General features: G+C 72.8%; 12 protein-coding genes and 1 tRNA gene. 2 read left to right on the top strand and 11 right to left on the bottom strand.

All coding sequences use genetic code 11. The features are described 5' to 3' along the window. Positions 1–19: 19 nt before the first annotated feature. From LIV55_RS13505 to LIV55_RS13495, 3 genes are all read right to left on the bottom strand, one after another. Positions 20–98, bottom strand: a tRNA-Gln gene (locus LIV55_RS13505). 50 nt (positions 99–148) lie between these two features. Beyond that, positions 149–508, bottom strand: coding sequence for a VOC family protein (locus LIV55_RS13500; RefSeq protein ID WP_068273171.1), 360 nt, complete (start codon positions 506–508; stop codon positions 149–151). Next, on the bottom strand, positions 508–1,308 hold the full coding sequence (locus LIV55_RS13495; RefSeq protein ID WP_229300574.1) for a methyltransferase domain-containing protein: 801 nt from the start codon (positions 1,306–1,308) through the stop codon (positions 508–510). The genes LIV55_RS13500 and LIV55_RS13495 overlap by 1 nt, the downstream gene beginning before the upstream one ends. A gap of 84 nt (positions 1,309–1,392) precedes the next feature. On the opposite strand from LIV55_RS13495, the gene LIV55_RS13490 reads away from it, so the two are divergent. After that, positions 1,393–1,899, top strand: a complete 507-nt coding sequence (locus LIV55_RS13490) for a MarR family winged helix-turn-helix transcriptional regulator (RefSeq protein ID WP_275898487.1) — start codon at positions 1,393–1,395, stop codon at positions 1,897–1,899. Positions 1,900–1,911: 12 nt separating this feature from the next. On the opposite strand, the gene LIV55_RS13485 is transcribed toward LIV55_RS13490, so the two are convergent. The 6 genes from LIV55_RS13485 to metG form a co-directional block, all read right to left on the bottom strand. Continuing rightward, entirely contained in the window at positions 1,912–3,729 is a 1,818-nt protein-coding gene (locus LIV55_RS13485; protein WP_229300573.1) for an ABC-F family ATP-binding cassette domain-containing protein, read from the bottom strand. Beyond that, positions 3,729–4,664, bottom strand: coding sequence for a 4-(cytidine 5'-diphospho)-2-C-methyl-D-erythritol kinase (locus tag LIV55_RS13480; RefSeq protein ID WP_229300572.1), 936 nt, complete (start codon positions 4,662–4,664; stop codon positions 3,729–3,731). The genes LIV55_RS13485 and LIV55_RS13480 overlap by 1 nt, the downstream gene beginning before the upstream one ends. Beyond that, positions 4,661–5,527 carry a 16S rRNA (adenine(1518)-N(6)/adenine(1519)-N(6))-dimethyltransferase RsmA gene (gene rsmA / locus LIV55_RS13475; protein ID WP_123091252.1) on the bottom strand — a complete coding sequence of 289 codons (867 nt, stop codon included), beginning with the start codon at positions 5,525–5,527 and terminating at the stop codon, positions 4,661–4,663. Before rsmA ends, LIV55_RS13480 begins: the two co-directional genes overlap by 4 nt. A gap of 141 nt (positions 5,528–5,668) precedes the next feature. Next, a complete protein-coding gene (locus LIV55_RS17260; protein ID WP_275898486.1) occupies positions 5,669–6,874 on the bottom strand; it encodes a resuscitation-promoting factor in 1,206 nt (401 codons plus the stop codon). 196 nt (positions 6,875–7,070) lie between these two features. Further along, a complete protein-coding gene (locus LIV55_RS13460; protein ID WP_201465597.1) occupies positions 7,071–7,943 on the bottom strand; it encodes a TatD family hydrolase in 873 nt (290 codons plus the stop codon). A gap of 5 nt (positions 7,944–7,948) precedes the next feature. Beyond that, positions 7,949–9,763, bottom strand: coding sequence for a methionine--tRNA ligase (gene metG, locus LIV55_RS13455; RefSeq protein ID WP_201465595.1), 1,815 nt, complete (start codon positions 9,761–9,763; stop codon positions 7,949–7,951). A gap of 109 nt (positions 9,764–9,872) precedes the next feature. On the opposite strand from metG, the gene LIV55_RS13450 reads away from it, so the two are divergent. After that, a complete protein-coding gene (locus tag LIV55_RS13450; protein WP_068273149.1) occupies positions 9,873–10,472 on the top strand; it encodes a DUF4126 domain-containing protein in 600 nt (199 codons plus the stop codon). Positions 10,473–10,487: 15 nt separating this feature from the next. On the opposite strand, the gene LIV55_RS13445 is transcribed toward LIV55_RS13450, so the two are convergent. After that, the gene (locus LIV55_RS13445) at positions 10,488–11,114 is read right to left on the bottom strand and encodes a TetR/AcrR family transcriptional regulator (protein WP_191563132.1); all 627 of its coding nucleotides are present in this window, start codon (positions 11,112–11,114) and stop codon (positions 10,488–10,490) included. Positions 11,115–11,218: 104 nt separating this feature from the next. Then, positions 11,219–12,061, bottom strand: a complete 843-nt coding sequence (locus LIV55_RS13440; protein ID WP_229300571.1) for a hypothetical protein — start codon at positions 12,059–12,061, stop codon at positions 11,219–11,221. Between the last annotated feature and the right edge of the window lies 1 nt (position 12,062).

Genomic DNA, 12,062 nt, shown 5'->3' with positions numbered 1-12,062 from the left:
CGACGCGCCCGCACCTGCGCTCCCCGGGCAGGAGTCGAACCTGCGTCGCTTGTCCTGATTCAAAGTCAGGCGGGCCCTGCCGGCAGACCAACCGGGGAACGCCGCCGTGCGGCGGCGCCCCCAGGGTAGTTGACGGGTCGCCGACCCCTCAGACCTGCTGGATCTCGACGCGGTTGCCCACCGGGTCGTCGGTGTGGAAGCGCCGGACACCGGGGATCGCCTCGTCCCACCGCACGGGCCGGCCGGCGACCTCGACGGCCGCAGCCACCTCGTCGACGTCCTCGACGAGCAGGCACGGGTGCGCCTTGCGGGCGGGCGCGAAGCCCTCCTCGACACCGCAGTGCAGCTGCTGGTCGCCGACGGCGAACCAGACCCCTCCGCGGGCGGCGAGGACGGGCGGCTTGGGGACCTCGGGCAGACCGAGCACGGAGCCGTAGAAGGCGCGCAGGTCGTCCTCGCTGCCCCGCGGGCAGGCGATCTGCACGTGGTGGAGGCCGACGGCGACCATCAGGCGACCTTGTGGCCGACGGCGAAGACCCGTCGGAAAGGCAGGAGCACCCCGGCCGGGGTGCGGGGGTAGGCCTGGGCGACGCGCTCGCCGTACTCGGCGAGGAAGGCCGAGCGCTCCTCGTCGTCGGTGAGGACGTCGAGGATCGGGCGCAGCCCGGTCCCGCTCACCCAGTCCAGGACAGGGTTGTCCTGCTCACCGGCCGGGTCGAGGACGTGCGTGTACGTGGTCTCCCACGCGTCAACCTCGAGACCGCGCCCGGCGAGGATCTGCAGGTAGGTGCTCGGCTCCCCCGCACCGAAGCGCTTCGTCGCGGCCTCGAGCTCGGCCGCCCGTGAGTGCGCGACCGCCATCTCGCGCATGATCGCGTGCGTCGGCGAGGCGAAGTTACCCGGTACCTGCAGCGCGAGCCAGCCGTCGGGGGCGAGGGCGTCGGCCCAGCCCTCGACGACGCGCAGGTGGCCCGGCACCCACTGCAGCGTCGCGTTGCTCACGACGACGTCGGGCGCCTGGCCCAGCGACTCGAGCGTCCACGTCGACAGATCGCCCTCGACCCACTCGACGCGGCCGTCGAGGTCCTTCGCCCGGGCCGACTCGAGCATCGAGGTGCTGCTGTCGACCCCGACGACGCGGGCCCGGGGCCAGCGCTGCGCGAGGGTGAGGGTCGCGATCCCGTTGCCGCACCCGAGGTCGGCGACGAGCCGCGGCTCGCGCGCGCCCACCCGGGCGGTGAGATCGGCGAAGGGTCGTGTCCGCTCGCTCGCGAACTTCTCGTACAGCGTGGGGTCCCAGCTCGGCATCGTCGGCCTCCTGCGTCGTCTGCCCCGATCCTAGGAGAGATGTCTCTCGACGTGAAGATACTTGGCAGGCCGTATTCTTGACGGGTGCCCGAACGTCACCCCATCCACGACGACGTCGACGAGATCGTCGACGCCTGGCGTCGTGAGCGCCCCGACCTCGACCCCGAGCCGATGCACGTCATGTCGCGCATCTCGCGGCTGGCCCGCCGGCTCGACCTCGACCGGTCCAGCGCCTTCGCCCGCCACGGGATGGACGGCTGGGAGTTCGACGTCCTGTCGACGCTGCGCCGCGCCGGCCCGCCCTACGAGCTCTCCCCCGGTGACCTCGTGCGGGCCACGCTCGTCACGAGCGGCACGATGACCAACCGGATCGACCGGCTCACCGCCCGCGGCTGGGTCGAGCGCGCACCGTCCCCGCGGGACCGTCGCAGCGTCATCGTCCGGCTCACCGACGACGGGCGCACCGCCGTCGACGCCGCCCTGGCCGACCTGCTCGAGCGCGAGCGCGACATCCTCGCCGACCTCGGTCCGGGCGATCAAGCCGACCTCGTCGCGCAGCTGCGCCGCCTCCTCGCCCCCTTCGAGGGCTAGGACGACGGGGGGTCAGCCGACGACGTCGGCGGCCTCCAGCCACTCGAGCTCGAGGCTCTCGCGCTCCTGGGCAGCCGCTCGCAGGGTCTCATGCAGCTCGCGCAGGCGCTGGTGGTCCTCGGCCTGCTCGGCCATCTGCGCGTGGACCTTCGCCTCGCGCTCCTCGATCTTCGCCAGCTGCTTCTCGACCCGTGCCATGACCTTGCGCGCCTCGCGCACCTCGGCCGGGCTCGGCCCGTCGACCACCGGGGCCGACGCAGCGGCCGGGGCGGGTGCCGTGGACCCGCGCATCGCCGCGGCCGGTCCGGCGGCGCCGCGCAGCTGCAGGTACTCCTCGGCCCCGCCGGGCAGCTGACGCACCCGCCCGTCGCCGAGGAGCGCGACCTGGTGGTCGGCGACGCGCTCGAGGAGGTAACGATCGTGGCTGACGACGACGAGCGTGCCGGCCCAGCCGTCGAGCAGGTCCTCGAGCTGGGTGAGCGTCTCGATGTCGAGGTCGTTGGTCGGCTCGTCGAGGAGCAGGACGTTCGGCTCGGACATGAGCAGGCGCAGGATCTGCAGGCGGCGTCGTTCGCCGCCGGAGAGGTCGCCGACGCGGGTCTGCTGACGCCCGCCGCTGAAGCCCAGGCGCTTGGCGAGCTGAGAGGCCGAGACCTCCTTGCCGTCGAGCATCGTCACCTTGCGGATCTCCTCGACCGCCTCGATGACGCGGTGCTCGCGCAGGCGGTCGAGCTCGCGCACCTCCTGCGAGAGGTGGGCGACCTGCACGGTGACCCCCTCCTTGCGCTTGCCGGAGTCGAGCGGGATCTCGCCGCCGATGACGCGCAGCAGCGTCGACTTGCCCGCCCCGTTGACGCCGACGACGCCGACGCGCTCCCCCGGCGCGAGATGCCAGGTGACCCGGTCGAGCAGGGTGCGCTCGCCGACGGTGACGGTGACGTCGAGCAGGTCGACGACGTCCTTGCCCAGACGGGTCGACGCGAAGCGCACGAGCTCGACGTCGTCGCGCGGCGGCGGCTCGTCGGCGATGAGCGCGTTGGCGGCGTCGATGCGGAACTTCGGCTTCGAGGTGCGAGCGGGCGGGCCGCGGCGCAGCCAGGCGAGCTCCTTGCGCAGCAGGTTGTCGCGCCGCTCCGCGGTCACCGCGGCGATCCGCTGGCGCTCGGCCTTGGCGAGCACGTACGCGGCGTACCCGCCCTCGTACTGCTCGACCCGCCCGTCGATGACCTCCCACGTCCGGTCGGCGACGGCGTCGAGGAACCACCGGTCGTGGGTGATCGTCACGAGCGCCTTGCCGCGCGCCGTGCGCTGCCGGGTGAGGTGGTCGGCGAGCCAGGCGACCCCCTCGACGTCGAGGTGGTTGGTCGGCTCGTCGAGCATGAGGACGTCGGGGTCCTCGACGAGGGCGGCCGCGAGCGCGACGCGGCGGCGCTCGCCGCCGGACATCGGGCCGATCGTCGCGTCAAGACCGCCGACCCCTTCGCCCTCGTGACCACCGAGGAGGCCGTCGAGGACGTCACGCACCCGGGGGTCGCCCGCCCACTCGTGCTCCGCGAGACCGCCGAGGACGACCTCGCGCACCGTGGCGGAGGGCGAGAGGACGTCGGCCTGCGACAGCAGGCGGACCGTCGTCACCGAGTTGCGCGTCAGCCGGCCGTCGTCGAGCTCGAGCTCACCGGCGAGGACGCGCAGGAGGGTCGACTTGCCGCCGCCGTTGCGCCCGACGACGCCGATGCGGGCGCCCTCGTTGATGCCCAGCGTGATCCCGTCGAGCAGCTGCGCCGTCCCGAGCGCCAGACGGCCGCGCTCGAGGGAGAGGAGGTTGGCCATCAGGTGAGTCGGGGGGCGGGGATGACGTGAGCGCCGGCGACCGGGCCGATCGCCCGGATGACGTCGGCGGCCGCGCCCGAGGCGGTGAGCGAGACGGCGAGGTCGATCGCCCCCTCCTGCCCGGCGGCGAGCAGCGCGACGGTGGGGCCGGACCCGGAGACGATCGCGCCCAGGGCGCCGAAGGACATCGCGGCGTCGATGACGTCGCCGATCTGGGGCTGCAGGCGCACGGCGGCGGCCTGGAGGTCGTTGGACAGCACGGCGCCGAGCGCCTCGGGCTCGCCCTGGCGCAGCGCGGCCATCATCGCCGGGCTCGGCTCCGGCTCGGGCACGTCGTGACCGGCGGAGAGCTCGTCGAAGGCCGCGTAGACCTCGGGCGTGGACAGCCCCGAAGCCGGCGTCGGCACGAAGACCCAGTGGTAGCTGCCCCGCGCGAGCACGGGGGTGACGAGCTCGCCGCGGCCGGAGCCCACGGCCGTGCCGCCGTGCAGGAGGAAGGGGACGTCGCTGCCGAGCTCGGCGGCGATCGGGTCCAGGCCCGAGCGGCCGAGGCCGAGGTCCCACAGGGCGTCGCAGGCGACGAGGGTGGCGGCCGCGTCGGCGGAGCCGCCGGCCATCCCGCCCGCGACGGGGATGTCCTTGTGGATCGAAACATGCACCGGCTCGACGGCGGCGCGCTCGGCGAGGATCATCGCAGCGCGCAGCGCGAGATTGCTCTCGTCGGTGGGCACGAGCTCGGCGTCGCGACCGCGCACGCTCACGCCCCACTCGTCGGCGGTCGCGACCGTGACCTCCTCGAAGACGCCGACGGCCTGGTAGACGGTCGACAGGGTGTGGAAGCCGTCGGGGCGCAGCGCCCCCACGCCGAGCTCGAGGTTGACCTTCGCGGGCGCCCGAGCGGTGACGGCGGAGGCCGTCTCGAGCACCGAGGTCATGCGGTCACCCTAGTGCGGGCGGCGGCCAGGGCCGCGAACTGCTCGACGTCGAGCTGCTCGCCACGGGTCCGGGGGTCGATGCCCGCCTCGACGAGGGCGGCCTCGGCGGCGTCGGCCGAGCCGGCCCAGCCCTTGAGTGCCGCGCGCAGGGTCTTGCGGCGCTGGGCGAAGGCGGCGTCGACGCACGCGAAGACCTCGGCGCGGCTCACCTCGACCGCCGGTGGCTCGCGCCGGTCGATGCGCACGAGACCGGAGTCGACGTTGGGCACCGGCCAGAAGATGCTCCGCGAGACGGTGCCGGCCAGCCGCACGTCGCCGTACCAGGCGGCCTTGACGCTCGGCACGCCGTACGTGCGCGACCCGGGCCGGGCGGCCAGCCGCTCGGCGACCTCGAGCTGGACCATGACGAGCACCCGCTCGATGCTCGGGAAGGTCGCGAGCAGGTGGAGCACGACGGGCACGGAGACGTTGTAGGGCAGGTTCGCCACGAGAGCGGTCGGCGCCGGTCCGGGCAGCTCGGCGACCCTCAGGGCGTCGCCGTGGACGACCTCGAGGTCGTCGGCCCGCGACGGTGCCATCGCCGCGACGGTCTCGGGCAGGGCCCGGGCCAGGCGGGGGTCGATCTCGATGGCGACGACCCGGCGCGCCTGCTCGAGCAGGGCGAGGGTCAGGGAGCCCAGACCGGGCCCGACCTCGACGACGACGTCCTGCGCGCCGACGTCACCGGCCCGCACGATGCGGCGCACGGTGTTGGCGTCGACGACGAAGTTCTGCCCCCACTGCTTGGTGGGGGCCACCCCGAGCCGCCCGGCGAGCTCGCGGATCGCCGCGGCGCCGAGGAGCTGCACGTCCGAGCCGGTCATGCCCCGAACCCTACGGCCTGCGCGGGCGTGGGCCGTCCTGCGTGGTCCGAGGGCCGCTGCGTCGCGCCCGGAGCGGCGGCGGGGACGCGGCGACCCCCGCCGACCGGGTGGTCGACGGGGGTCGCTGCGGTGGTGCTGCGGTCAGGCCGCGTGGGCGCAGCCCCAGGGCTGCAGGCCACGGTCGGCGTAGACGCGGTTGGCCACGGTGATCTGCTGCTCGCGGCTGGCGAGGTCGGCGCGCTGGGCGAAGTCGCCACCACCGGCACCGAGCCAGGTCTGAATGTCGAACTGCAGGCCGCCGTAGTAGCCGTTGCCCGAGTTGATCGACCAGTTGCCGGTCGACTCGCACTGGGCGATCCGGTCCCACATCGCGGCGTTCGAGGTGTCGAGACCCGCGCCGCTGCTCTTCGTCGTCGTCGGCGCCGGGCTCGGCGTCGAGGGCTTCGGGGCGGGGGTGCTCGGGGCCGAGGGCTCCGGCGCGGACTCGGGGGCCGGGGCCGGCTTGGGCTGCGGCTTGGGCTTGGTGCCCTGGAGCACGACGCGGTCGACGGGGTTCGCGGTGACCGTGCTGCCCGTGCGCTTGGTGAAGACGGGCTTGCCGTTCTTGTAGGTCACCGTGTAGCGGTTGGTGCGCGACCCGGCGCTGCCCTCGGTCTTCACCTTCGTCGTGCCGACCGTGAGCGAGGAGTCCTTCTGGACGACCGTGTCGAAGGGGATGGCCACGGTGCGGCTCGTGCCCTTGCGGTCGACCTTGTCGACGCGGATGGTCATGCCGTCGGTGACGTCGGTCCACTTGCCGGGCTTGATCTGGTCGTTGCCGTCGACCGTGACCTCCATGCCGCGCAGCGCCTGGCTGACGTTCTGGCCGGTCGTCGTCTTGGCGGACTTCTTGCCGCCGACGACGAGGGTGACGTCCTTCGGGGTGGCCATGGAGAAGGCGAGGCCGTCACGGCCGACGCTCTTGCTGCGCGAGGCGGACAGGATCGCGCCCTCGCCGCGCAGACCGAGCTGGTCCATCGCCTCGCCGACGGTGCTCGCCGTCGTCCAGTAGGTCTTCTTCTCGCCGTCGACGGTGATCGTCAGCTGGCGGGCGTACCGCACGACAATCTCCTGGCCGTCCGCGACGGGGGTGTCGAGCGACGGGGTGACCTGGTCGCGCTCGCCGAGGTCGACGCCCTGCTTGTCCAGGACGTCGGCGACCGTGCCGCCGAAGGCGTGGGCCGAGCTCTGCTGGCCGTCGACGTCGAGCGCGACGGACTTGTCCATGACGGCGACTCCGGAGACGCCGAGCACGAGCGCGCCGACGACGCCGGCCTGGGTGATACGGCGAACCGCGGTTGAAGACAAGAGTGATCCTTCGTCGTGCGTCCCGGGCACCGGTGCAGCGCCTCCCGCACGAGCACGCCCGTGCTGAGCACGGGCGTGGACCGACGGTGGTCGAGGCGCTGTCAGGGGAACCGGCCCCGGCCATCAGTCATCTACGGTGCACTGCGAGCCGGTCGAAGGTCAAGTTTTGATAACGGGCGCGCGACGAACGGCCACCTCACCAGGGTCCGTAGACCGTCTCCGAGGTGTCCGAGAGGGTCGCGCAGAGGGTCGCGACGTCCACCGAGAGCAGGTCGGCCATCCGCCGCACGGTGTGCGGCACGAGATAGCTGGCGTTGGCCGACCCGCGGTAGGGCGACGGGGTGAGATAAGGCGCGTCGGTCTCGACGAGGAGCCGGTCGAGCGGGGTGATCGCGACCGCGTCGCGCAGGCCCCGGGCGTTCTTGAAGGTCACGGTCCCGGCGACGGAGAGGTAGTAGCCCCGCTCCGCGCACTCGCGGGCCATCGCGACGTCACCGCTGAAGCAGTGCAGGACGGTGCGCTCGGGCGCGCCCTCCTCGGCGAGGATGCGCAGGACGTCGTCGTGGCTGTCGCGGTCGTGGATCTGCAGGGCCTTGCCGGTGCGCTTGGCCAGGTCGATGTGCCAGCGGAAGGAGTCGTGCTGCGCGGCCACCCCGTCCTCGCCGGTGCGGAAGTAGTCGAGCCCGGTCTCGCCGATCGCCCGGACGCGGGGGTGGGCGGCGAGCGCCTCGATCTCGGCCTGGGCCTCGCCTAGCGCGCCCTGGGCCGCGAGGCGAGGAGCCTCGTTGGGGTGCAGGGCGACGGCGCCGAGCATCGCCGGGTGGTCGTCGAGGACCGACACCGTCCAGCGGGCGCTCTCGAGGTCGCACCCCACCTGCACGACGCGGTCCACGCCGACGCTCGCCGCGAGCGCGAGCGCCCCGGCGACGCGCTCGTGCCCGTCGGCCACGAGCGGCTCCGGCAGGTCGTCGCGGACGATGTCGAGGTGCGTGTGGTTGTCGACGACGGGCACCGGGAGCGGGTCGGGGACGGGCGCGGGCTCGCCGTGCGAGCGGTCGTGAGGGGCCATCGGGCTCAGGCGCCCTCGACCTCGGCGAGCTCCTCGCTGACCACCGACTCGTCGAGCTTGGTGAAGACCGGGGTCGGCTTGGCGACCGGGGCTCCCACGCGCACCGGCCGGGACCCCCACGCGGGGGTCGAGCTGTACTCACCCGTGATCACCGGGTAGGTGCGACCCTCGTCGCCGGCGTCGAGACCCGTGACCTCGCGCAGCTCGGGCATCGGCATGAAGGCGCCCTCGCCGCCGATGACGCCGTGGACGACGTTCGACGAGTGCGGCAGGACCGGCGCGAGCATCGTGTTGAGGTCGCTCACGCACTGCACGAGCGTGTGCAGCACCGTCGCGAGCCGCTCGCGCTGGTCCTCGCCCTTGAGCCGGAAGGGCTCGGTGTCCGTGACGTACTTGTTGACCTCGCCGACGGCGCGCATCGCGGCGGCGACCGCGGCCTTGATCCGCTGGCGCTCGAGCAGCGAGCCGACCTCGTCGAAGGCGGCGAGCGTGCGCTCGCGGATCGCCTCGTCGACCGGCTCGAGGGTGCCCGGCGCAGGGATCTCGCCGAAGCTCTTGGCGATCATCGACGCGGTGCGGTTGACGAGGTTGCCCCAGCCGGCGACGAGCTCGGAGTTGTTGCGCTGGACGAAGTCGGCCCAGGTGAAGTTCGCGTCCTGGCTCTCCGGGCCGGCCGCGCAGATGTAGTACCGGATCGCGTCCGGGCCGTACTTCTCGAGGACGTCGCGGATGTAGATGACGTACCCGCGCGAGGTGGAGAACTGCTTGCCCTCCATCGTCAGGTACTCGCTCGAGACGACCTCCGTCGGCAGGTTGAGCACGCCGAAGTCGCCGGGCTCTCCCCCCTTCGTCCCCCGGCCGGCGTACGCGAGGAGCTCGGCGGGCCAGATCTGGGAGTGGAAGGTGATGTTGTCCTTGCCCATGAAGTAGTACGACTCCTGGGCGTCGGGGACGGCGCCGTCGACCCACCACTCGCGCCACCGCTCGGGCTCGCCGATGCGGCGCGCCCACTCCACCGACGCCGAGAGGTAGCCGACGACCGCGTCGAACCACACGTAGAGCCGCTTGCTCGGGTTGTCGCGCCAGCCGTCGAGCGGCACCGGGATGCCCCAGTCGATGTCGCGGGTCATCGCGCGCGGACGGATGTCCTCGAGGATGTTGAGGCTGAACTTGATGACGTTCGGGCGCCACGTGCCCGACGCCTCGCGCTCCTCGAGCCAGGCCCGCAGGGAGTCGGCGAGCGCGGGGAGGTCGAGGAAGAAGTGCTGCGTCTCGACGAACTGCGGGGTCTCGCCGTCGATCTTGCTGCGCGGCGAGATGAGGTCCTCGGGCTCGAGCTGGTTGCCGCAGTTGTCGCACTGGTCGCCGCGGGCGTCCTCGTAGCCGCAGATCGGGCAGGTGCCCTCGATGTAGCGGTCGGGCAGGGTGCGCCCGGTCGACGGCGAGATCGCCCCCTTCTGGGTCTGCTCGACCATGTAGCCGTTCTCCCAGCAGCGCTCGAAGAGCTCCTGGGCGACCGCCGTGTGGTTGGCCGTCGTCGTGCGGGTGTACAGGTCGTAGGAGCAGCCGAGGTCGGTGAGCTCGCCGGCGATGATCGCGTGGTTGCGGTCGACGAGGTCGCGGGCCGTCGTGCCCTCCTTGTCGGCGAGGACGAGGATCGGGGTGCCGTGCTCGTCGGAGCCGCTCACCATGAGCACGTCGTGCCCCGCCATGCGCATGTACCTGCTGAAGACGTCGGACGGGACGGCGAAACCGGCGACGTGGCCGAGGTGCCGGGGGCCGTTCGCGTAGGGCCAGGCGACAGCGGAGAGGACCTTCATGACGGCAATCCTAGGCGGCGCCCCTCCCCCGGGATGACGCCGTCTGCGCGTAGCGTTCTGGCACCAGACGCGGGACCGCACCGGTGCCGCCCGACCTCGAGGTGACCTCGTGATCGCTGCTCTCACCGGCATGGGGCTGTCCGCGGCCGCCGGGCTCAACGCCTACGTCCCCTTCCTCGTCATGGCCCTGCTCGCGCGCTTCACCGACGTCGTCGCCCTCCCGGCGGGCTGGGAGTGGATGCAGTCGTGGTGGGCGATCGGCATCGGCGCGGTGCTCCTGCTCACCGAGATGACACTCGACAAGATCCCTGCGGTGGACTCGCTCAACGACGCCGTCCAGACCGCCATCCGCCCCGGGATGGGCGGGCTCATGGGTGCCGCGGCCGCGAGCGCCCAGGATCTCGACGGCTCGGCCTTCATGCAGGAGAACCCCTGGGTCGGCGTCGTCCTGGGCATCGTCGTCGCCGCCGTCGTGCACGGCACGAAGGCGGCCGCCCGCCCCGTCGTCAACGCCGGCACCGCGGGCCTGGGAGCCCCGGTGGTCTCGACCGCCGAGGACGGCGCCGCGATCACCGTGAGCCTGCTCGCGGTCTTCGCGCCGGTGCTCGTCGTCGTCGTGCTCGTCGTGCTCGCCGTGATGGTCTGGTGGGTCGCCCGGGCCTGGCTGCGGCTGCGCCGCCGGCGGGCCGGGCGGCGGGTGGCCGTCTAGGCGAAGGGGGGCGGCTCAGACCGCGCGCAGCGAGCGCTCGGTCGTCGCGAAGGCCTCGACGATCGTGCGCATGACGGTGCGGGCGTAGTCGCCGCGGATGTCCTCGGGGTAGGACATCGCCGCGCTGAGCACCCCTTCGCCCGCGGCCAGGACGGCCCGCGCGCGGACCTCGGGCTGCGGGGCGCCGAGCCGCTCGAGCATGACGGCGATGAGCTCTTCGGTCGTGTCCCGCGCCGGGCACACGACTCGGGCTACCTCGGGGTGCCGGTTGGCCTCGGCGGCGAGCTCCTGGCGGGCGAGAAGGAGCGCGGGATGGGCCAGCCAGCTGGCGAAGAGCTCGATGACCTCGCCGACGACCTGCTCGTCGGTGAGAGGACGCGCGTCGAGACGGTGGGCCAGGCCGGTGACGCTCTCGTCGAAGATCGCCATGACCCGCTCGGTGACCGCCACGGTGAGGGCGAGCCGGGTGCGCAGGTAGCTCGACGTACTGCCCGGTGGCAGGCCCGCCTCCGCGTCGACGGCTCGGTGCGTCAGGCCGCGCAGACCACCGCGCGCGGTGACCTCGATCCCGGCGTCGACGATCTCGCGCATGCGCGGTGACAGCGCCGCGCGGCGCGCGGAGGAGATGTCTGTCGGGGTCACGGGGCCGCCCTCCTGCCTCAGGTGCTCGACCTCGTGACGATACGTGGACCTCTCGCCCCACGTCCCGGGTTTGTCCAGACTCACCCCTGAGGGTGGTCGGGATCTCACAGGTCGGAGAAGTCGACCTTCTTGGCGCCCTTGGGACGCTGCGAGGGCAGCGGGGTCGTGCCCCACTTCGAGAAGGCGATGCTCGTACGCGTCTGCACGTCTCCGGTCTCGTAGCGCAGGAAGCGGTAGGGGGCGTCCTTCGTCACCCACACCGTGCGGACGACGTCCTTGGTCTCGTCGGTCGCCGGGCGGACGAGCACGCCGTACACCTGCTCGCCGTCGAGCTCGCGCTGGTCGAGGATGGCGTAGCGCATGTCCTGCTTCTCGAGCTCGCCGGCGAGGAAGCTGTCCCGGATGACGCGGTTCGGGGTGTACGCCTCGACGTATCGCTTCTGGCTGTACGTCCGCACCCACCGGCCCTCGTTGCGCACGAGCTGCGACTGCAGGTCGATGTCGAAGGGCTTGCGGACGTCGCCGTCCTCGAGGCGCAGGTAGAGCTCGCCGTTGCCGAGGTCGCGCTGCTCGAGCGAGGAGCCGTCGGGCATCGAGATCGTCAGCTCGCTCCTGTTGCCGCCCGTGCTCCCGCTGCTGCGGACCGTCATCGGTCCCTCGACGCCGAGGTCCTCCGCGAGAGGGTAGACGGCGGAGATCGTCACCGACCTCGCCCCTCCCTCCTGGGCGTTGCTCTTCGCGCTCTCGAGGACCTGGCTGGCCAGGGGCAGGGTCGCGGGCTGCTGGCCGACCGGCGCCGTGTCCGCGCTCGGGGCCGTCGTCGTCGTCGACGGGGCGACGTAGGTCGGCTCGGCCTGGGGGCCCCCGCCGCCGAGGACGGAGCACGCGGAGAGCACGACGGTGGTGACGCCCGCCGCAGCGAGCACCACCACCGTGCGTCGGCTCATC

The organism is Janibacter melonis (assembly GCF_020567375.1).
Classification (GTDB): domain Bacteria; phylum Actinomycetota; class Actinomycetes; order Actinomycetales; family Dermatophilaceae; genus Marihabitans; species Marihabitans melonis.
The sequence above is the reverse complement of the archived record's forward strand: the minus strand, read 5'-3'. Positions and strand labels throughout refer to the sequence as shown.